Origin of the sequence: Streptomyces sp. CA-249302 (assembly GCF_050936785.1) — a bacterium.
GTDB lineage: Bacteria > Actinomycetota > Actinomycetes > Streptomycetales > Streptomycetaceae > Streptomyces.
This window is the reverse complement of sequence record NZ_JBNJMG010000001.1, coordinates 941,331-962,495: the sequence shown is the minus strand read 5'-3', so window position 1 is coordinate 962,495 and position 21,165 is coordinate 941,331. Positions and strand designations below refer to the sequence as shown.

General features: G+C 70.5%; 18 protein-coding genes. 6 read left to right on the top strand and 12 right to left on the bottom strand.

What is annotated here, in order from left to right:
• Window positions 1-27: 27 nt before the first annotated feature.
• Both ACQEWB_RS04315 and ACQEWB_RS04310 read right to left on the bottom strand, forming a co-directional pair.
• On the bottom strand, window positions 28-1,140 hold the full coding sequence (locus ACQEWB_RS04315) for a LacI family DNA-binding transcriptional regulator (protein WP_432827187.1): 1,113 nt from the start codon (window positions 1,138-1,140) through the stop codon (window positions 28-30).
• 118 nt (window positions 1,141-1,258) lie between these two features.
• Window positions 1,259-2,272, bottom strand: a complete 1,014-nt coding sequence (locus ACQEWB_RS04310) for a hydroxyacid dehydrogenase (RefSeq protein WP_432827185.1) — start codon at window positions 2,270-2,272, stop codon at window positions 1,259-1,261.
• Window positions 2,273-2,584: 312 nt separating this feature from the next.
• On the opposite strand from ACQEWB_RS04310, the gene ACQEWB_RS04305 reads away from it, so the two are divergent.
• The 6 genes from ACQEWB_RS04305 to ACQEWB_RS04280 all read left to right on the top strand — a co-directional run bounded on the left by ACQEWB_RS04305 (window position 2,585) and on the right by ACQEWB_RS04280 (window position 10,741).
• Window positions 2,585-3,913: an ABC transporter substrate-binding protein gene (locus tag ACQEWB_RS04305; RefSeq protein ID WP_432827183.1), complete on the top strand. Its 1,329-nt coding sequence runs from the start codon at window positions 2,585-2,587 to the stop codon at window positions 3,911-3,913.
• Window positions 3,914-4,040: 127 nt separating this feature from the next.
• On the top strand, window positions 4,041-4,889 hold the full coding sequence (locus tag ACQEWB_RS04300) for a carbohydrate ABC transporter permease (RefSeq protein WP_432827181.1): 849 nt from the start codon (window positions 4,041-4,043) through the stop codon (window positions 4,887-4,889).
• Window positions 4,886-5,752, top strand: coding sequence for a carbohydrate ABC transporter permease (locus ACQEWB_RS04295; protein WP_432827179.1), 867 nt, complete (start codon window positions 4,886-4,888; stop codon window positions 5,750-5,752). Before ACQEWB_RS04300 ends, ACQEWB_RS04295 begins: the two co-directional genes overlap by 4 nt.
• 10 nt (window positions 5,753-5,762) lie before the next feature.
• Window positions 5,763-8,693: a Tat pathway signal sequence domain protein gene (locus tag ACQEWB_RS04290; protein WP_432827177.1), complete on the top strand. Its 2,931-nt coding sequence runs from the start codon at window positions 5,763-5,765 to the stop codon at window positions 8,691-8,693.
• Between the two features lie 55 nt (window positions 8,694-8,748).
• A complete protein-coding gene (locus ACQEWB_RS04285) occupies window positions 8,749-9,921 on the top strand; it encodes an alginate lyase family protein (protein ID WP_432827175.1) in 1,173 nt (390 codons plus the stop codon).
• 34 nt (window positions 9,922-9,955) lie between these two features.
• Window positions 9,956-10,741, top strand: a complete 786-nt coding sequence (locus tag ACQEWB_RS04280; protein WP_432827173.1) for an alpha/beta fold hydrolase — start codon at window positions 9,956-9,958, stop codon at window positions 10,739-10,741.
• Here ACQEWB_RS04280 and ACQEWB_RS04275 read toward each other — a convergent pair.
• The 10 genes from ACQEWB_RS04275 to ACQEWB_RS04230 form a co-directional block, all read right to left on the bottom strand.
• Window positions 10,732-11,892, bottom strand: coding sequence for a lactonase family protein (locus ACQEWB_RS04275; protein ID WP_432827171.1), 1,161 nt, complete (start codon window positions 11,890-11,892; stop codon window positions 10,732-10,734). The two genes, ACQEWB_RS04280 and ACQEWB_RS04275, sit on opposite strands and share 10 nt — an antisense overlap.
• Complete coding sequence (locus tag ACQEWB_RS04270) at window positions 11,889-12,785, bottom strand: ABC transporter permease (RefSeq protein WP_432827169.1); 897 nt, start codon at window positions 12,783-12,785, stop codon at window positions 11,889-11,891. Before ACQEWB_RS04270 ends, ACQEWB_RS04275 begins: the two co-directional genes overlap by 4 nt.
• Window positions 12,786-12,816: 31 nt before the next feature.
• Window positions 12,817-13,887, bottom strand: a complete 1,071-nt coding sequence (locus tag ACQEWB_RS04265; protein WP_432827167.1) for an ABC transporter substrate-binding protein — start codon at window positions 13,885-13,887, stop codon at window positions 12,817-12,819.
• 14 nt (window positions 13,888-13,901) lie between these two features.
• Window positions 13,902-15,503 carry a carboxylesterase/lipase family protein gene (locus ACQEWB_RS04260; protein ID WP_432827165.1) on the bottom strand — a complete coding sequence of 534 codons (1,602 nt, stop codon included), beginning with the start codon at window positions 15,501-15,503 and terminating at the stop codon, window positions 13,902-13,904.
• A gap of 33 nt (window positions 15,504-15,536) precedes the next feature.
• A complete protein-coding gene (locus tag ACQEWB_RS04255; RefSeq protein WP_432827163.1) occupies window positions 15,537-16,232 on the bottom strand; it encodes a GntR family transcriptional regulator in 696 nt (231 codons plus the stop codon).
• A gap of 62 nt (window positions 16,233-16,294) precedes the next feature.
• A complete protein-coding gene (locus tag ACQEWB_RS04250) occupies window positions 16,295-17,152 on the bottom strand; it encodes an amidohydrolase family protein (RefSeq protein ID WP_432827161.1) in 858 nt (285 codons plus the stop codon).
• A 32-nt stretch (window positions 17,153-17,184) separates the two neighbouring features.
• Window positions 17,185-18,165 (bottom strand): ABC transporter substrate-binding protein, encoded by a 981-nt coding sequence (locus ACQEWB_RS04245; RefSeq protein WP_432827159.1) that lies wholly within the window; start codon window positions 18,163-18,165, stop codon window positions 17,185-17,187.
• Window positions 18,166-18,223: 58 nt separating this feature from the next.
• Complete coding sequence (locus ACQEWB_RS04240; RefSeq protein WP_432827157.1) at window positions 18,224-19,084, bottom strand: hypothetical protein; 861 nt, start codon at window positions 19,082-19,084, stop codon at window positions 18,224-18,226.
• Window positions 19,081-20,256, bottom strand: a complete 1,176-nt coding sequence (locus tag ACQEWB_RS04235) for a DUF3500 domain-containing protein (protein WP_432827155.1) — start codon at window positions 20,254-20,256, stop codon at window positions 19,081-19,083. Before ACQEWB_RS04235 ends, ACQEWB_RS04240 begins: the two co-directional genes overlap by 4 nt.
• A gap of 10 nt (window positions 20,257-20,266) precedes the next feature.
• Window positions 20,267-21,160 (bottom strand): hypothetical protein, encoded by an 894-nt coding sequence (locus ACQEWB_RS04230; protein ID WP_432827153.1) that lies wholly within the window; start codon window positions 21,158-21,160, stop codon window positions 20,267-20,269.
• Window positions 21,161-21,165 lie beyond the last annotated feature (5 nt).

Genomic DNA, 21,165 nt, shown 5'->3' with positions numbered 1-21,165 from the left:
CGCGGAGGGTCGGGCGCCGCCGTCGAATCACTTTGATCTGGGCGCCCGTACGGACTCCCGTATCACCAACTGCGTACTGAGCACCACGTGGTCGTCCCCGCCGATGCTCTCCTCCCGGTCCAGCGCCAGACGTACGGCTGTCCGGCCCAGTTCCTCGTAGGGAACGCGGACCGTGGTGAGGGACGGGGTCAGGTCAGTCGCGTAGGGGACGTCGTCGAAGCCGACCAGCGAGACGTCGCGAGGGATCCGCAGGCCCGCCTCGCGCAGTGCGGCCAGTGCGCCGACGGCGATCGCGTCGGTGCAGGCGAAGACGGCCGTGAAGTCCAGGCCGCCGTCCAGAGCGTCCCGCACCCGGCGGTGTCCCGAGCCGCGGGAGTACGACCCCGGCAGGTCCAACTCCGCCTCATAGGGCACCGAGTGGGCGCGCAGAGCGGCCAGATGACCGTCCCGACGCTGGTCGGCGCTGCTGAACCCGGGCTCGCCGCCGAGGAACAGAACCCGCCGGTGCCCGGCGGCGAGCAGGTGCGAGGACGCCTGGAACGCGCCACCCCGGTTGTCGTACTCGACGACGGTCGCCGGGATCCCGGCAGGCAGCGGGGGCCGTCCGACCAGCACCAGCCGGGATCCGGCGGCGTCGAGGGCCCTGGCGTAGTCGGCCATACGGCGGTGATAGGCGTCGTCGGCCACCACGCCACCGACCAGGACGACCGCGGCGGCATGCTGCTCCCGCATCAGCTGGACCAGGTCGTCCTCCCGGGCCGCGTCGCCGCGCGTGGAACAGACCAGGCTCAGCCGGCCACGGCTGGTGACCTCCTCCTCGACACCCGCGGCGACATGGGCCAGGGACGGGCCGGTGATGTCCTGGATGACGAGGGCGACGGGACCGGCCACACGCCCCGAGAGGGCCTTCGCGTGGACGTTCACCACGTAGTGCAGCGACTCCACGGCCGCCATGACCCGGGCCCTGGTTTCCGCCGACACCGGGTAGTTGCCGGCCAGCGTACGGGAAACGGTTGCTACGGAGACGCCCGCCGCGGCGGCGACATCCCGGATCGTACTGGGGCCTTCCGCCCTGGCCGTCCTTCGCCCCGTCTTCGTCTTCCCTGGGCCGTTTCGAGCGCGCTTCCCGGTGTCCGTCACGAGGTCGACGTTACTGCATCGGACCCTGCTCGCGGCCCGTGAGCAGCAAGAACGGCCGCGCTGGAACGGTAACCGTTTCCCACGGCATTCCCCATCAGGGCGCGGAGCCGGCGCGGCGTCAGGCGCTGTTGACCAGGTCGGCCTGGAGTACGGCGTGCGCGAGCGGTGCGCCCGCGGTGAGCAGCGCCAGTTCGTCCACGACGGTGCGGCCCAGCCGCTCCAGCTCGTTGCCGAGGGAGCCGGCGATGTGCGGGGTGAGGAAGACGTTCGGCAGTCGGTACAAGGGAGAGTCCGCGGGCAGCGGTTCGGGTTCGGTCACGTCCAGCACCGCGCTGATGCGCCCGGAGACCAGCTCCTCGGTGAGCGCGTCGGGATCGACGAGCGCGCCCCGGGAGGTGTTCACCAGCACCGAGCCGTCCGGCATCAGCGACAGGCGCCGCCGGTCGAGCATCCGGTAGGTCTCCGGGATGTCGGGCGCGTGCAGGCTGACGATGTCGCTGGTGCGCATCAGCTCGTCGAGCGGCAGCAGCGCGGCCCCCAGGGACGCCGCCTCGGCGACGTCCACGTACGGGTCGTGGAGCGTCACCGTGAAGTCGAGCGGCCGGAGCAGCTCGAGCAGCCGGCGGCCGACCCGCGACGCCCCGATGACGCCGATCCGGCGTCCGAGGTTGCCGACTCGGGCAAGGTCGCCGGGTGGCGGAAACGCGTGCTCGGCGCGGAACCGCTCGCGCAGTCCGAAGGCCTCTTTGCCGGACAGCAGGATCGCCGCGAGGGTGTACTCGGCCACCGGAAGCGCGTTGGCCTCCACCGCGTTCGACACCGCGAGGCCCCGCCCCCAGACCGCGGGCGCGAGCAGGCTGCGCACGCTGCCCGCCGCGTGCAGTACGGCCCGCAGCCTCGGCGCCGCCGCGAGGACCTCCTCGTCGATGCGCGGACAGCCCCAACCGGTGATCAGTACCTCGGTCTCGGCCAGCGGCCCGGCCACTGCCGGATCGGCGAAGTCCCGTACCACCAGCGTGGGATCGAGCCGCGCGAGCGACGTCAACCGGGCCGTCAGACGGGGCGGGAAGAGTGCGGGAAGGTGCACCGGGTCCATGGCGAACAGGGCGCGAGGGAGCTGGGACGTGCGCATGGGGCTCCGCATCTACGGAAGGTGAGTGTGAGGGGGAGCAGCGGGAAAGCGTGCAGTAACCGTATTCCACGCTAGAGCTTGAGAAGTTCGCCAGTCAACGACTCGCCGCGGGTGCCGCGCCTCCCCGATGTCGGGATTCGGAGCGGGGTGAGCCAGAAAAATGCAGCTCAGAGCGGCTTTATGAGTAACCCCTGCGTAGTGCCGACGAAACAATCGGCTGCCCGCCCCTTGTGAATCGGCCACCACTGGTCCTACGGTCCACGGGAAACGGTTACTACATCCGATCCAACTCCGCCCTTCCCCGGAGGACCGATGAGCACCATCCGTACGAGAGCCCTCGCCGGCGCGGCCGCCGCCCTCTCCCTCTCCCTCGTCCTCGGCGCCTGCGGCGGCGGTGACGACGACACCGACTCGGCAGCCAAGACCACCAAGGGCAAGGTGCAGTTGGAGTTCTGGAGCTGGACCGAGGGCATCCAGCAGCAGGTCGCCGCCTGGAACAAGACGCACCCCGAGACCCAGGTGAAGTTCGTCAACGCGGCCGGCGACACCGTCTACCAGAAGCTGCGGGCCGCGGTGACCTCGGGCAACGCCCCCTGCCTGTCCAAGATGGACGGGATGAACCTGGCGAACTTCGCCGCCGACGGGCTGCTCACCGACATCACGAAGATCGCCGCCCCCTACAAGTCCCGCTACACCACGCCCGCCTGGAACGCGGTGAGCCCCGGCGGCGCCACCTACGGCATCCCCACCGGCTCCTCCCCGCTGTTCACCGCCTACCGGGCGGACCTGTTCCAGAAGTACGGCATCAAGGCCCCCACCACCTGGGACGACCTGATCGCCGCGGGCAAGGCCGCGCAGAAGAAGAACAAGAACGTCAAGATCTTCAACATGGCGGGCGAGGACCCCAGCACGCTCGTCGACCTGTCCTGGCAGGCGGGCGCGGAGTGGTACGGGATCGACGGCGACCACTGGCAGATCGGCTTCACCTCGCCCGACGCGCTGAAGGCCGCCGACGTCGTCCAGCAGCTGGTCGACAACAACCTCGCGTCCAACGCCTCCTACGCCGACCCGGGCGTCTTCAAGACCTGGGACCTCGGCAAGACGATCCTGATGACCACGTCCACCTGGCAGCTGCCGATCTACGACACCAACTTCCCCAAGTCCAAGGGGAAGTGGCAGCTCGCCGACGCGCCGGTCTTCGACACCGCCAAGCCGCAGACCTCCAGCAACTTCGACGTCACGGCCGTACTCAAGGGCTGCAAGTACCCCGACCGGGCGGCCCAGTTCGCGTCCTGGCTGTCCAGCAGCAAGGAGTCCTTGACCGCGCTCACCGACCCCGCGTCCAAGTCGGGGCTCTTCCCCGCGGTCAAGGACGTCTCCCCGTACGTCGACAAGATCATCCCGACGGAGATGTTCAACGGGAAGTCCGACAGCGCGAAGGTGATCACGACCGCCGCGTCCCGGGTGGGCGAGCAGTGGCAGTACGGGCCGGACTACGCGGCCATGTACTCCGAGATGCAGAAGCAGTGGGGCAAGGTCATGAAGAAGCAGCTGACCGTGAAGGACATGCTGACGCACCTTCAGGAGTGGGTGCTCGCCGACCTGAAGAACAAGGGCGTCAAGGCCGTCGCCGCGAACTGAACCACCTGATCTGGAGACTGCCTTGTCCACCCTCGCACGACCGGCGAAGGCCGCGGAAGACTCCCCGGTCCGGCGGACCTCCCCCCGTCGGACCGGGAGGCGGGGAGCCTACAAGGGGCTGCTGTTCATGCTGCCCTTCCTTGCCGGCTTCCTCCTCACCTATGTCGTGCCGATCGGCTACGCCTTCAGCCAGAGCCTGCACGAGAAGAAGAGCAGCGGCATCGGCTTCGGCCCGACGAGGGTCGTCTACGCGGGCTTCGCCAACTTCTCGGCGATCCTCTCCGACGGCACCTTCTGGACCGGCATGCTGCGCACCCTGCTCTTCGGCGCCGCGCAGATCGCGGTCATGCTGGGCATCTCGCTGCTGCTGGCCCTGCTGCTCGACGGCGTCGCGGCCCGCGCGGTCCGTTTCTTCCGCGCCGGACTGCTCATCCCGTACGTCATCCCGGGCGTGGTCTCGACGCTGATCTGGCTGTTCCTCTACAGCCCGACCGCGAGCCCGATCGTCGACATCGGCGACAAGGTGGGCACGACCGTCACCTTCTTCGGCGGCCTCAACACCTATCTCTCGCTGGGCAATCTGCTGACCTGGCAGGGGATCGGCTTCAACATGATCCTGATCTCCGCCTCGCTGCAGGCGCTCCCGCGCGAGCTGTACGAGGCCGCCCGCCTCGACGGCGCGAAGGAATGGCGGATCGCCTGGTCCATCAAGGTCCCGAACATCACCGGGATCCTCGTGCTGACCGGCATGTTCTCCCTCATCGGCCGGCTCCAGCTGTTCACCGAGCCGCTGTTCCTGCGGTATGTGGCACCGGAGTCCATCAGCACCGACTTCACGCCGATGCTGGAGATCTTCGACCGGGCGTTCAAGACCGGCGACTACCAGTACGCCGCCGCCGAGTCCCTCGTCCTCGCCGCCGTCACCGGCATCCTCGCCTTCGTCTTCTACCGCGTCACGAACAGGAAGATGTCATGAGCTCCGTCGCCTCCGGGGGCGGTGCGCGCCCCACCCGCCGCGCGGTGGCCCTCACCACCGGCCTGCTGATCGTCTTCCTCCTGTACTCGCTGGCCCCCACCTGGTTCCTGCTGGTCGCCTCGACCAAGAACCAGACCGACCTGTACTCCACCTTCGGCCTGTGGTTCTCCTCGAACCACCTCGCCGACAACTTCCAGGCGATCTGGGACTACCACGACGGTGTCTTCGGCCGCTGGATCCTCAACTCCGTCGTGTACTCCGGCGTCGGCGCCGCGGGCTCGACGCTCATCTCGCTCGCCGCCGGCTACGGCCTGGCGAAGTTCGAATTCCGGGGCCGGGGCGCCCTGTTCGGCGTCATCGTCGGCGCCTCGCTGCTGCCGAGCACCCTGCTCGCGTTCCCGCTCTACCTGGTCTTCGCCGACATCCACCTGACCAACACCGTCTGGGCGGTGCTGATCCCGTACTTCATCAACCCCTTCGGGGTCTACCTCGGCAAGGTCTACGCCGACTCCTCGGTGCCCACCGAGCTGATGGAGGCGGCCCGCATCGACGGCGCGAGCGAGACCCGGATCTTCTTCTCGGTCGCGCTCCGGCTGGTGCGCACCGGCGGCATCACCATCTTCATGCTCGACTTCGTCAACATCTGGAACAACTTCTTCCTCCCCCTGTTCATGCTCAACGGCGAGCGCTCCTTCCCCGTGACCCTGGGCCTCTTCTCCTGGGTCCAACAGGCGCAGGCCTCCCGCGACATGAACACCCTCGTCCTCACCGGGTCACTGCTGTCGATCATTCCGCTGGCGGTCTTCATGTTCGCCCTGCAGAAGTACTGGCGCAGCGGAATCCTCATGGGCAGCCTCAAGTAAAGGATCACCCGTGCCCAACGCACCCAGAAGACGTGACGTCCTCAAGTACGCAGGGGCGACCGGCGTCGCCGCGGCCGCCATCGGCCTGCCGACCGTCGCGACGGCCACGCCGGCCATCGCCTCCGAGCCGGACACGTCACGCGTGCCAGGCCGTGCCCCGCTCGACGTCGTGGTCTTCGGCGACGCGGACTCCGAGGCCGCGCACCACCTCGAAGCCACCCTCTCCGACACGGTCACCGGCGGCCTCGGCCAGAGCGCCCGGGTCCTCAACCCGACCGACACGGCCTCCTATTGGGGAGGCACCCTGAAGTTCGACGTCGCCGTCCGGCCGACCGGCACCACCTACGTCACAGTCCGTCTGTGGGGCGACGACCACGACGACAGCTCGGCGGAGGCCGCGTCCGGCACCGAGATGTGGCGCCTCCAACTCTTCTGCGAGGGCAAGCAGGTCGGTCACCAGGACCAGGGCGCCGTCGACAGCCTCGACATCCTGGACACCGCGCCGCGCACGCCGGGCCGCTTCTTCTTCCACACCCTGCCGCTGCCGGAGAAGATGACCGCCGGCAAGAAGAAGGTGTCGCTGGAGATCCGCGCGATGGGCCGCATCTGGTCCTACGGCCAGAACCAGGCCCAGCTCTACTACGACATGACCACCCCCTCGCGTGGCGTCTACCGCCTCTACACCCACACCGACCCCTGCTTCGTACCGCCGAAGGGCGAGGTCCAGGGCCCCGCGCCCGACCCGAAGCCCCGGACCGGCGGCGAGGAGGTCCTCGACGCCATCAAGGCCCGGGTGCAGAAGGACCAGGCGTACTTCCTCACCACCGCGACCCCCGCCGCCATGGACGGCTGGGCGATGCAGTCCCTCGCCGAGGGCTGTCTGTGGTCCGGCAGTCCCGCCCACGGCAAGCCGGAAGCCGTCGACCGGGTCCTCCAGGCGATCGACGGCCGGTACATGGCGTGGAAGGCCGACGACACCGTACTCACCGGCTCCGACCAGCAGTGGCAGGGCTTCGGCCGGGTCGGGCTGGTGCTGGCCCTGCTCTGGGAGCACCTCGGCGACCGCCTCGACACCCAGGTGACGGGCTCGCCGTACGCGATAGCCAACCCCGGCTTCGAGTCGGGCGCCGACACCCCCACCGGCTGGGAGAAGCCCGGCTGGGCCGCCGCCGGCACCTGGGCCCGCGACACCACGGTCTCCCGCTCCGGATCCGCCTCCCTCAAGCTGACGGCCACCGGTTCGGACGGCTACAGCTACGTCTACTCCGCGCCCAAGACCCGTATATCCGAAGGGACTTACACCTACGGCGCCTGGATCAGGACGGACGGCGCCACCGGCCTCGGCGCGCATATCGACCCGCTGTTCTTCGACGCAGGCGGGAACCTGGTCGGCAGCGACCACAAGAAGTACGCCACCACCGGCACCCACGACTGGGAGTACGTCTCGATCGACCTGGCGACCCCGGCCGGCGCCACCCAGATGGAACTGCACCTGCGCCTGTCCGGCCCCGGCACCGCCTGGTTCGACGACGTCACCCTCGTCGCCCCCACCGACACCACCACTCCGGTGCCGCCGGTCCGCAGGGACGCCTACATCGACATGCTCAAGTCCAGCCGCGACTACTGGCGGCAGCACTTCCCGCACTACAGCAACCAGTCGCAGATCTGCGCCATCGGCCTCTACCAGACCAACCGCGGCCTCAAGCTCCTCGCCCCGGACCTCGCCCTGTCCGAGGACCGGGCCCGCGACTACATGTACCAGTCCATCGGCATCAAGCCCTACCTCGGCCCGGAGGACAAGGACGGCAACCCGACCAAGCCCCTCGGCGACAGCTACTACCAGGTCACCGAGGCGGGCCTGACCCGCGAGCTCGGCTACGTCGGCAACTATGGCGAGGTGATGGACTGGCTCGTGATGATGTACGAGTCGGTCACGCGCGGGTACGGCGGCCAGGAGGCGCCCGAACTGCGCGAGCAGATGGTGAAGATGACCAAGGCGCGAGGCGCGTTCCGGGTGCTCGACGTCGACGCGGACGGCTGCCGCATCTCCCGTATCGAGACGGTGATCGGCTGGCGCAACGAGGTCTACCCCGGCGAGATCGGATACGCCTCCCGCACCGCCTGGGACTCCAATCCCGTGATGACGGCCGCCGTCTTCAAGGACCCCGACATCGTCGGCTGGACCCAGGAGATGATCGCCGACGGTCAGCTCTACCCCCAGCTCGACCTCCAGGCCAACCACACCTGGACCCGCGTCGGCCTCAACGCCCTGCGGTTCCTGTCCCGCGACTGGCCGGAGTTCGAGGCCCAGGCCGCCCGCCAGGGCCGTATCCCGACCGGCTGGGACCGGCCCGACTTCGTGGTCACCGACGAGGAAAACGGGTGCGTGGCCGTCAAGAACGGCAAGGAGCTGTTCTTCGCCTCCCTCTACTGGCGTGCCCGGCAGGGCGTGAACGACTACGCCCGCGTCCACCACGTCACCCCCACCGACCAGCGCTCCGCCACCATCCGCCAGCGCACCGCGGGCGCGACCGACGACACCTTCACGGCCCGCGACTGGATCCTGTGGGACTACGCCATCAACGACCCCGGCGCCGGTGGCATCCCGCCGGGCGGCTTCCCGCCTCCGGGCGACACCCTCCACCAGGCGCTCGCCGGAGACGTCTACCCTCTGGCTCCCGTCCCCGCCGACGTCCCCGACCCCACCCTGGGCGTCCACTTCGACGGCGTCGAGACCATGCTCGTGGGCCGCGCGCCCTTCTACCTCTGCGAGTACGGCGACTACCTCATCGCCATGAACACGAGCACGGACAAGGTCTTCACCCTGCCCTCGCGCACGGACTTCGGACCGGCCCGCGACCTCGCCACCGGCAGGACCGTAGGCGCCGGCCACCGTCCGAAGCTGGGCCCGCGCAGCACTCTCGTCCTGTACCGCGGCTGAACCCTCCCCCCCCACTTCTTCCCACTCGATGCCGAGTGCGAGAGAGGACCATCCCGTGAACGAGCAGTCGCCGTCCGCTCCGAACCGCCGCCGCTTCCTCAAGCTCACCGCCGTCGGCGCCGGTGCGGCCGGGCTCGCGGGCGCGGGCGCCCTGGCCGGTGCCGACCGGGCCGACGCCATCACCTCCGGCCTGTCCGCGCTGACCCACCCGGGCGTCCTGCACAGCCGCGCCGACCTCGACCGGATGCGGAGCAAGGTCGCGGCGGGCGCCGAGCCGTGGCTGAGCGGGTACAAGGTCTTCGCCGCCGACTTCTTCTCCTCGTCCTCCTACGTCGTCGCGGGCGGCCGGGCGACCGTCACCCGCGGCACCAGCCCCGAGAGCGGCAACGGCGAGCTCTGGTACGACTGCAACGCCGCCTACCAGAACGCCCTCATGTGGTACATCACCCAGGACACCGCGCACGCGTACAAGGCCCTGGAGATCATCAAGTCCTGGACCAACGCACTGCGGACCATCAACGGCGCCGACGCCGAACTCGCCGCCGGCATCTACGGCGCCAAGCTCGCAGCGGCCGTCGAGATCATGCACTACACCGGCCCGTCCGGCAGCTGGACCCAGGCCGAACTCGACGCCACCGTGGCGATGTTCGAGAACATCTTCGTCCCGCTCGTCAACGTCTACGGCGACGGCGGCTACGGTCTGATGGGCCTCAAAGGCATGCTGCAGATCGCGGTCGCCTGCAACAACCTCACCCTCTTCAACGACGCCTACAACGCCTTCTACACCCACAGCTGCTGCGGCCTGACCAAACTGATCCAGCCCGGCACCGGCCAGTGCTGCGAGTCCGGCCGCGACCAGGGCCACACGCAGCTGATCCTGGGCTCGCTCGCGGAGATCTGCCAGACCGGCTGGATCCAGGGCCTCGACCTGTACGGGGCCTCCAACTCGCTGCTCCTGTCCGGCTTCGAGTACACGGCGAAGTACAACCTCGGCAAAAGCGTGGCGTACGACGCCTCGTTCGGCCGGTGCGACTGGCACTGGTCGGCCCTCGGGTCGGACGGGCGTGGCGCGTTCAAGCCCATCTACGAGATGGCGTACAACCACTACGTGAAGCGCGCCGGGAAGTCCGCCCCCTACACGGCACAGGTGGCGGGCAACCTGCGTCCGGAAGGCGCGCCGACCCAGTGCGACCAACCGGGCTTCGGCACGCTCCTGTTCTCGCTCTGAACATGTTGGCTGGATGTGAGGAGAAGAGCCTCTCGTGATCGACATCGGCCGCGTCCGGCTGTTCTGCACGAGCCCGGGTCCCGTCGGCGCCCCCGCGCTGCTCCTGGTGCACGGCTGGGGCGGCGACGGCAGGGAGTGGTCGCCGCACGCCGAGGCGTTGGCCGAACGGTTCCGGGTGATCGTGCCCGATCTGCGCGGCCACGGCCGCTCCGAGGTACCGGGTCTGGGGAACACACCGGCGGAGATGGCCGCCGACCTGGCCGCGGTGACGGAGGCTCTCGGCACCGGGCCGGTGGTGGCCGTCGGTCACTCCATGGGCGGGCAGGTGGTCAACCTGCTCGCCGTACGGCACCCGGAGCTCGTGCGGTCGGTCATCGCCCTCGACCCCGCCCACGGCGCACACGGTGCCGAAGTGGACGGGATCCCCACGCGGTTGGCCGAGTACCGGGCGCGCGGGGCCCGGGCTGCCGCCGAATTCGTGGCCGGCGCGTTCTCCCCGCAGGCCCCGCCCGGACTGCGCACCGCCCACGTCCGCACCATGCTCGGCACGCCCGACCACGTCATCGCGCAGTCGTACGCCGGCATGTACACCGACCCGGACGCGGTCGGCATCCGTCCGCAGAGCGAGGCGTACCTGCGCCGTCGTACCCGGCCGGCACTGACGGTGTGGACGTCGGCGGAGGCGGCCGACTGGGAACGCGGCTTCCTGCCCACCCCCGGCTCCAGAGTGGAGCACTGGCCCGGCACCGGGCACTACCTGCACGAGGAGCGGGCCGAGCGCACGGTGCGGCTCATCCGGGAGTGGGTGGATCAGCGGTAGCAGAAGGCGATGGAGTCGGGCTTCGGTACGGGAACGGAGGTGCCGGTGGCCGTCAGCAAACCGGAACGCGGATCGATGCCGAACAGGTCGATGGTGTTGCTGGCCTCGTTCGCGACGAACAGCCACCGTCCGCCGCGGTGCACCGAGAAGCTCCATGGAGTGGTTCCGGCGCAGGGGATGCGCTGGACCTCCGTGAGCAGTCCGGTCCTTCGGCCGGTCGAGAAGACGACCAGGGCGTTGTCGCCGCGGTTGGAGACGTAGACGAAGCGGCCGTCACGGCTGATGGCCAGTTCGGCGGCGCTCGTGGTGCCGGTATGTCCGGGGGCGTTCGTCGAGAGGATCTGGCGCTGTGTCAGCAGCCCTTCTTCGGCATGCCAGTTCAGGGTCTCGATGCCCGCCGTCAGCTCGTTGAGGAGGTAGACGGTGCTGCCGTCGGGGTGGAAGACCAGACGGCGGGGGCCTGACCCCGGTGCGGTGGCGTAGGTGCGGGGACCGTCCGAGAGTGAATGTGTCGTGCGGTCGAAACCGTGGACGAAGGCCCGGTCGGCGCCGAAGTCCGCGACCAGCGCGTGCCGTTCGCTCGGGTCGACGACCACGTGGTGGGGGTGTGGTCCCGTCTGCCGTGGGTTCGGGCCGGACCCGGTCTCCTGCACCAGGGAGGCAGGGGAGGCGAGTTGGCCGTGCCGGTCGATGGGAACCGACACCGCCGTACCGGCCGCGAAGTCCGCCACCAGGAGGGTCTGCGAGCGGTGGTGCACGCCGATGTAGGAGAGGCCGCCGCCGCCGGCCGGCACGCTCTCCGTCGCGATCTCGCCGAGCAGACTCAGGCCCCCGGTGGCCTTGTCGATGCCGAAGTACCGGATGAAGCCGCCCTGTTCGCTGCCGGCGACGTACAGGACCGGGTGGGTCGGGTGCGCGGTCACCCAGTTCGAGGTGACCTGGGCGACGGAGCCGATGGGCGTGAGGGTTCCGTGGACCGGGTCGAAGCGGATCGCGTACACCTGGCCCACGCCCCAGGTGCCGACGTAGAGGAGGTCCTCCGCCCGGTTCGGTGCCGCCGAGACGGAGGGCGCGGCGGCGAGCAGCGGGACCGACGCGAGCGCGGCGCCCAACACGGCTCTACGGGTGGGGACTTGCTGATCCTGGCTCATCGGGCGGACATCCTTTTCTCTCGACTGGCCGGGTGGGGTGTCCGGCGGCGGGCCGCGAGGCCGAGGCGCTTGAGGGCGTAGGTGTCGAGTGCGGTCAGCACGCCGTTCAGGGTGAGTGTCATCGCCACGAGGATGATCAGTCCGGCGAACTCGCTTGCCGCGTCGAGATTCTGTGCCGCGGTGAACAGCTGGTGGCCCACGCCCTCGGAGGAGGCGATGAACTCGCCGCCGATGACGCCGAGGATGGCCAGTGGTCCACCCGTCTTGAGCGCGGCGAAGAAGGGCGCGGCGAGCGTCGGGATGGTGACGTAGCCGAGCACGTGGTGCCTGCGTCCGCCCATCACCTGGACGACCTCGACGAGTTCACGCTCCCGCAGCCGCAGCCCGAGGTAGACGTTGTAGAAGACCACGAAGGCCACACCCGTCATCGCGATGGTGATCTTCGACCAGGGGCCGATGCCGAAGAACAGCAGGAACAGCGGTGCGAGCGCGATCTTCGGGATGCCGTTGAGGGCCGCCACGAGCGGTTCGAGCACTCGTCCCGCGAGCGGGAAGGAGCCGAGGAGCAGGCCCGTCACGGTTCCGGCGGCGACGCCCAGCCCGAAACCGGCCAGCACCTCCACGGCCGTGACCCTGATGTCGGTCCAGCCGGCGGACGAGCCGAGCAGGTCGGACAGGGCGTGGGCCACGTCGGTGGGTTTGCTGACGGCGTACTCGGGGACGACGGGGCCGCTCATCACCTGCCACAGGACGACGGCGACCACGATCACCGCGAGGCGCAGCAGCACCACGGTGGCCGTGCCCCGCAACCGGTCGTTCCGGCGCCGGGGCGGCCTGGCCGGGGTGGTGTCGGGTTCGGGCCTGGTCACGGTGTTGTCCGTAGCGGTCGCCATGGTTCGCTCCTTACGGGTCGGTCCGGCCGGGTCATGGCAGGTACTTGTTGGTCCAGTCGTCCGAGGAGACCTTCGCGTCCGGGACCGCACCGATGCTCTTCACGAACGCCACGGTCTTGTTCAGGCCCGCGTCGGTCAGTTCGTCGCTCTTCGGCCACTCGACCTGGGCGATGCTGCTCTTCAGTACGTCGTCGGGGGCGCCCGGCATCGTCGTCTGCGCCGCGCTCAGGACCTTCGCGTCCGTCGGGTGGGCGGCGATGTACGCCGTCGCCTGCTGGACGGCCGTCGCGAACCCCTTCACCGTGTCGGCGTCGGAGTTCGCATAGCTCTTCTTCACCACCACCAACTGGCCGTATCCGGCGTCCTCGTAGGCCCACTGGGGCACCTTGAGCGGGTCGGCGACCACGACGCCGTCGCCGTCGTGCTGGACCTGGAGCGGGATCGGCTCGGAGGTGACGAACCAGTCGATCTCGCCCTTGGTGAGGGCGGCCTTGTCGGCGGCAGGGCTCGGCAGCGAGACCCACTTCAGCTTGGTCGGGTCGACGTCGTGGGCCTTGAGGAACAGCCCCGCCTCGGCCTTGGTGTTGGCGGAGCTGGCCCCGGCCGTCGAGTCGGCCAGGGCCCCCGCGACCGTGTCCGCGGGCGAGTCTGCGGTCAGGTCGTGCTTCTTGGCGAAGTCGGCGCTGACGACCAGGCCGAGCGGGTTGCCGCCGCCGTTCGTGCCGACCGCAAGCTGTGGCAGCCCCTTGGAGAGGGCGGCGAGGAAGTTCGTCGGACTGTCGTTGAGGAACTGCACCGATCCCGACTGGAGGGCCGAGGTGCCGGTCGCGGCGGTCAGCGTGACGTACTTGACCTTGATGTTCCGCTGGTCGAAGTAGCCGTTCTGCTCGGCCAGCCGGATCGACAGGTCGAAGATGTTGCCGCTGATGCCGACCGAGACGGTGGTCTTCCCGTCCGAGCCGACCGATGAGGAACCGTTGCCACAGCCGGTGAGCAGGGCCGCGCCGAGTAGCGCGGCGGACGTCAACGCGAAGGCCCGCGCCCGGGTGCGGCTTCTTGTGGCCATGGGGTCGGTCATGGGGGTGGTTGCGGGGTTGGTCATGGGAACTCCCTTGTTCACCAGGCCTGTTGGGTGCCGAAGAAGCGGATCCAGAAGTCGGTACGGGCCGGATCGGCCACGGGGATGGGGCGGAACCGCGCGCCGATCTCCATGACGGTGCCCGCGGCGGGTGCGTAGGCCGGCCAGTGGGGGAGGCCCGGTCCGTTGGGGTCGCCGGTGGCGGCGAAGTTGGTCCAGTACGAGGAGACCGTCCCGGCGACCGCGCGGTCCTCGTCGGTCCAGGGCGGGGTGCCGGGGGCCGGGTTGCCGAAGACGTAGTCGATCTCGGAGCCGTGCGCGGCGCGGCGGACCGAGGACCCCTGGACCGGGGCGCGGTGGGTCCAGAAGTAGGTGTGCACGGCGCGGGTGGTGTGCCGGGTCCAGTCGGTGCCCCAAAGATGAGTGGAGACACGGGAGTTGTCGCGCGCCGCCGCGCTGCTCGCCCGCGCCGCCTCGTCGTCCGTGGCGGCCGGGTACAGCCGTAGGAACTCGTCGGCCAACGCCCCGAACTTCGCCTGCGCGGCGGCCCGATGGGCCTCCAGGGTCACGTGGACGGGCGGCGCGCCGGGCCGGGACGCCCGCCGACCGGTGCGCAGCGCGGCGAACGAGTCTTCCGGAACGGCGCCGCTCTCGTCGAGGTTGTTCCCGGCGAGGTAGTCGACGTCGAGTTGCAGGCCCTTGGCGTACGTCTCCTCGTAGCGGGCCGGGATCACCCAGCCGTCCACGACGGGGCGGAACAGCGGCGGTCCGGGTGCGCCGACGGTCCGTACCGCCTCGTCGACCGGATGATGGCCGTCGATCAACTTCCGCCAGGGCAGGGCCCGTAGCTCCTGCGGGGTGCGGGCGCCGTGCTCCCGCGCGTACCGGACACCGGCGACCTCGGCGTGTTCCGGGAGCCGGTAGGAGGTTGCCAGGTAACGGAGTTCGGGGTCCCGCGCGTACCGGGCGTGGCTCTGTGCGATCGCGCGGTGGAACAGGCCCTTGGCGAGCGGGGACATTGCGAGGAAGTTGACCGTGCCGGCACCGGCGGACTGCCCTGCGACGGTCACCCGGCCGGGGTCGGCGCCGAAGCCCGCGATGTTGTCGCGCACCCAGCGCAGGGCGGCGACGCAGTCGAGCAGGCCGTAGTTGCCGGAGGCGGTGTGCCCGGACTCCGCCGCGCACTCGTGGCTCAGCTCGGGAGTGGCGAGGAAACCGAAGGCGCCGAGGCGGTAGTTGAAGGTGACGACGACGAGGCCTTGACGGGCGAGGTTCTCGCCGTCGTAGCGGGGGTGCGCGCCGGTGCCCTCGCGGAAACCGCCCCCGTAGATCCACACGAGCACCGGACGCCGTTCGTCGGCGCAGGTCGCGCCCGTCCAGATGTTGAGGTTCAGGCAGTCCTCGCTCATGGGCACGTCGACGCCGGTCGCGGCCGCGTCGGTGGGTGCCTGCGGGCACATCGGGCCGAAGCGGTCGGCCCGCCGTACGCCGTCCCAGTGGAGCGGCGGGCGGGGCGGGCGCCAGCGCAATTCCCCGACCGGTGGGGCGGCGTAGGGGATTCCGCGGAAGACGGTGACGGAGCGGTCGCGGCCCAGGATGCCCTGGACGGGGCCGGATTCGGTGTGCACGGCGTCACGCACGGGGGCTCCTTCCCGCCCCCGGCGTGCCGTCCGTCAACCGGCCGGCGGTCCTGGGGGTTTGTCCAGCAGCAGCGCCCGGCGTGCGGAGCCGACGTGGTGGCGCATCGCGGCGACGGCCGCGTCGGGGTTGCGGGTGACGATGGAGAGGAAGATGGCCTGGTGCTCCTCCAGCGATCCGGTCCTCGGGTGCGGGGCGGAGAGATTGCGGTACTGGCGCATCACCAGCGGATAGAGCAGCGTGTCGTAGGCGTGGGCCAGGGTGTGCTGGTGCGCGGCCTGCTTGATCTGCTGGTGGAAGCGCCGGTTGCCCCGCGAGTAGGCGTCCTGGTCGCCCCGGGACTGCGCCTCCTCCATCTCGGAGAGGGTCTGCCGCAGGGCGGCGATCTCCTCGTCCGTGGCCCGCTCCGCCGCCTTCCCGGCCAGGGCGGACTCCAGCGTCTCGCGAGCCTCCAGGATGTCCGCCGCCTCCTCGACCGAGAAGCTCCGTGTCCGCACACCCCGGTTGACCTCGCTGGTGACGTAGCCCTCCTGGGCCAGACGCACCAGCACCGAGCGCATGGTGCTCCGCGAGACGTTGAACATCCTGGTCAGATCCGCCTCGGTCAGCCGCGTGCCCGGGGCGATGCTCCCCGACAGCAGCAGCGACCGAAGCCCGTCGTACGCCTGGCTGTAGCGGGTGGTCGACGCCTTCGCCCCACCCTCGACCTCGCCGATGTCGCCCTGCTGCACCTTGACCGCCCCTGTTGCCCGTGAGGATGAGAACCGCGGCGGGAACCCTAGCCGACCGCACGTCAGCGCCCCGATCCGGTGAGCGCCGGATACAGGCGTCGGGCCGTTCCCGCGAAGATCTCCGCCCGGGCCGGCTCGGGCAGCGGTGCCAGGACGGTTCGTGCGAGGCCGACGAGTTCCGGCAGCGACTGCTCGGCGGCCGGACAGTTGGAACCCCAGGCGATACGGTCCGCACCGAATGCCCCGACGACGGGCGCGAGGAACTCGATGGCCTCGGGCCCGGCGTCCCGCAGCGGTTCGAGGTTGCGGTGGGTGAGCTTCAGGTACAGGCCCGGATGGACGGCGAGCTCGGCCACCTCCTTGCCGGCCCGCCCCGGAGAGGCGGCGATGTCGGGGTATCCGATGTGGTCGAGGAGCACCCGTACGGCGGGGAAGCGCTCCAGGATCTCCACGAGCTGCCGGGTCGCCGGGCCCAGCCGCATCTGGAGGCAGACCGTGATGCCCAGCACCCCGGCCGCGTGCCAGAACTCGTACGTCTGCGGCGCGGCGAACCACTCGCCCTGCACGGGGACGGTGCTGCCGCTGGTGAACAGCCGCACCCCGGCAAGCCCGCCGTCGACCGCGGCACCGAGGCGCGCGGTCGCGTCCGGGGCGAGCGGGTCGAAGGTGCCGACGGCGAGGAAACGGTCGGGGCGGCGGCCGCGGCTGTCGGCCACGTACGAGTTGTCGTAGCCGTAGGCGGTCGTGGCCTGGACGAGGACCGCCTGTGCGATGCGGGCCTCGTCCATGCGGGCGGCCATGCCGTCGGCGGTGACCGGCCGGGAGGCGGCCCACGCGGAGGCCTTGCCGCCGATGGGCGACCACGGATACCTGGCGCGGTCCTCGGAGATGACGTGGCAGTGGGTGTCGACGATGTCCATGACTTCGGCTCCTGTCGGGCGTCTCGGGCGTCTCATACGTCCGGGTGGTCGCCGTCCGCGAACAGCGCGCGCGGCTCCCCGGGGAAGTCCGCGTCGAGCAGACCCTGGTCACGGGAGTGCCGGACGAGCGCGGCCAGGCTGCGCTCGTTGGCGGCGAGGCCGTAGGGGACGGGATCGCCGCCGATCTGCGCGGCCTGGCGGGCGAAGCGGGGGAGGGCGGTCCACCGCGGGTCGGCGGCCAGATGCTGCCGCTTGGCCTCGGCGAACGCCGCGTACAGGGCGGTCGGCAGGGCGGGGTCCCGGGCCACGAGCTCGGCACGGAAGGCGATCAGGGAGTGGAGCGGGTAGATGCCGGTGCGCAGGTACCAGTCGGCGGCGAGCACGTCCGCCTCCGGGAACAAGGGGTACGGGCCGTCCTGCGCGGAGGCCTCCGCGCCCGCCGCCGCCCAGCCCGCGCGCGGCGCCCCCGCCCGGCCCGTGCCGGCGTTGCCGGTGAACGCCGCGTCGATCTCCCCGGCACGCAGCAGCTCGCCGAGGGAACGTCCGTCGGTGGCGCGCTCCACGTTCGGCGGGACGCGGCCCTCCACGTGGTCGTCGTCGTCCACCACCCACGTGATCTTGTCCAGGTCGACGCCGTACTCCTCGGCGAGGACACCGCGCACCCACACCCCGGTGCTCACCGAGTAGGCACGGACACCCACCCGCCGGCCCTCCAGATCCCTCGGAATCCTGATGCCGGAGCCTGCGCCGCACTGGATGTCGCCGTGGTGGAAACGGCGGTTGAGGAAGACGGGGATCGCGGTCAGGGGGACGCCGGCCTGCCGGGCCATCAGGTAGGACACCGGCGCGAGTTCGCACACGTCGAACTCGAGGTCGCGGATCATCCGGCGATAGGCGCCGATGACCGGCCGGACCCGGACCTCCTCGACCCGATAGCCGTCCAGGGCGGCGGTGCCGTCGAGCAGCGCCCGCGCATGGGGGTAGTCGCCGACGACCACCGAGAGCTTCTCCATCTCCTGCCTTTCACGGGATTGCGGATACGTCGATGCGGACACGTCGGTCGTGCGTCGCTCAGCCGCCGAGGCGGGACGGCGGGACACCGAGGGCCGCGCAGGACCGCGCGGCCAGGTCGTCGAAGTCGACGGTGCGGGGGAGTACCTCCTGGTCCAGCGCGTAGGCGGCGGCCTGGGCGACCGGGCCGCGCAGTGCCGCGAAGCCGACGGGGTGGGAGCCGGCGGCCCCGGCGGCGCCGCACAGGGCGTCGTAGGCGGCCAGAACCGCGTCCCGGTGCTCGCGGGCGGCCGCCTCGGTGACGCCGACGACGTGGTTGACGGGAGTGAAGCCCCTGCTCGCCGACCACTCGGCGGCAACTTCGCGCGCGTCGGCGATGGCGGTACGGATACGGTCGTCGTCCGGCAGTTCGTTGCCCATGATCCCGAAGTCGAGCCGCCCGTCGAGGAAGTCGGCCTGGAGGCGGGCGCCTTCGGGAGCGCGGGTGACCCAGTCCGGGTCCCCGGCGACGTCCACGTGCGCGTCCTCGTACGTCCGCCAGTCGACCTTGCGCAGGTCGACGCCGTACTGCTCGGCGAGGAAACCGCGCACCCACACGCCGGTGGTCTGGCTCCAGGAACGGACGCCGACGGTACGGCCCTCGACGTCGCCCACGGTCAGCTCGCCCAGCGTGACGAGCGTCTGGTGCTGGGGGCGGCCGAGGGTGGTGACGGGGAGCAGCAGTAAGGGCCGGTCGGCGGCGATCGCCTGGAGCAGCGTGACGACCGCCAGTTCGCAGACGTCGACATCGACCTCGTTGACGAAACCGCGCGATGCCTTGTGCACCGGCCGCACGTCGAGCCGTTCGAACGGCGTCCCGGTCAGCCGTACGGCCGTTTCGGCCGCGGCCGCGAGATCGTCGCGGCCCAGGACCACCTTCATGACTGACTCCTCCTGGAGTTACCGGAGTTGGGGACGTGGAAGCGCTCGTGGTGCCGGCGCAGCAGGTCCACGCCGTAGTCGTTGCCGTTGGGGGTGCGGACGACGGTGTGGATATGGCGCCGTGTCGGCACGTCGTTGTCGAACATCACCCCGGCCTGGTGCTCGAACTCGACGAGCAGCACGGGGCTGTGGATGCGGTAGTAGAAGACGCCGTCCGGGGCCGGGTCGCCGATCCAGGCGAAGTGGGTGTCGCCCTCGTGGGCGAGGACCTCGTCCATGCGGACGCGGGCGTGGCCCGTGTTCGCCCGGTCCGTGTACAGGGCGATCAACTCCACGGCGGTGGCGCGCTGGTGTGCGTTGAGCGCGCCGAACGGCACACCCGCATAGCCGAGTTCGTAGTTGTCCCGGAACGCACCGACGAACAGGTCGGGCGGCAACTCGGCCGCGATGACCGCCTGTTCGCGCTGGCGTGACGTCAGGCCCGCGAACAGCTCCCGTCCCACGGCCTCTTCGCGCCGGAAGGCGGTGGTCCCCGCGTACTTTCCGGAGTCGGCGATCACCGGCTCGGCGCCTAGGAAGGTCGGAGTGAGGACCATGTGGTCCCCGACGAGCACGCAGTTGACGTTCACGTGGTGGCCGTCGAGCTGCCAGCCGAAGGGGCCGCCGCTCTCGGGATCGCCGTAGACGCTGAACCAGTAGAGCCACTCGTTGAGCAGGTCCGTCTCGCCGCGCAGTTCGCCGATCGTCAGGTTGAGGTGCATCAGGTCGACGACCTGCGCGTACCCGGTATGGCTGAGGCTCGCGCGGAGGACGTCGAGGGCGAGTTGCCGCTTGGTGTCGTCGAGGTCTTCCAGGCACAGACCGTGGCGCAGGAAGTAGCGGGCCCCGTTGGCCCAGTGGCGCCAGGACACGTGGTCCATGGGCAGCAGGCCCTGTGCCAGCTCCCTGGCGGACAGCGCGGCCAGGTAGTCCTCGGTCGCCCGGCGGATGCCGGTGGTGTCGGCGCCGGTTGAGGTGAGCGGGAACAGGCCCGGCTGTACGCCGCCCGGTGCGGCCACTCCGCGGAACGGCTCGGCGGCGGCGCGCCGGCGCCACTCGACCTTCGCCAGCAACTCGGGCGTCCACAGGGCCGGTTCACGGGTGGGCGCGGCCCCACGTTTTCGCAGTCCCATCTCGGTCTCCTCAGGCGGCGACGAGCGCCGCCTCCTTCTCGATACGGGCGAGGTCGACGGGCGTCCGTACGACCCGCTGCTCCAGGGCGTACCGGGCGGCGATCTCCAGACACCGGGCCAGGGAGTCGCTCCAGCCGGCGGCCACCACGCGCCCGGCCGGGGTCGTGGCGTCGCGCTCCGACGCGGTGTCCGTGATGGACCGGGCAAGGGCGCGGTAGAGCGAACCCACCGCGTCCGGCGCCGACTTCAGCACGTCGTCGCGCACCACGAGCAGATGGTTGGCCGGCACCGTGCCGTGCCGCTCGATCCACGCCTCGCCCGCCGCCTCGGCGTCCTCGATGACGGGAACCAGGGGCATCCCCTGGACGCCGATCGCGCGCGGGCCCAGCACGGCAGCCGTCACGTCGCCGCCGCGCAGCAGTTCCGCCACACCGCCCGCCGCCGACCGCTCGACACAGCTCGGCTCCCGGTACTGCGCGACATGCGGCTCCTCGGTGGTGACCCAGGTGATCTCCGAGGCGTCGACGCCGAACTCCTCGCGCAGGATGCCGCGCACCCACAGACCGGTGGTCTGGCTGTACGAGCGCACGCCGATCCGCTTCCCGGGCAGTCGCCGTGGGTCGAGTGCCGGGCCGTCCGGCAGGCGGGTGAGCGAGTGGTGGTGGGTGGAGCCGATCATCACGACCGGCAGCAGCGTCACCGGCACGCCCGCCTCGCGCGCCTGGAGAAACGTGGCGAAGGCCATCTCGCAGACGTCGAAATCCAGTTGGCGGACCATCCGGGCGAAGGCCGGGTACAGCGGGGTGACCGTCGGGAAGCGGCAGTCGACGCCCTGGACCGGGACGGTGCCGTCCTTGAGGGGCCGGGTGTGCGGGTGGTCGCCGAGCAGCACCGACAGCGGCACGTTCC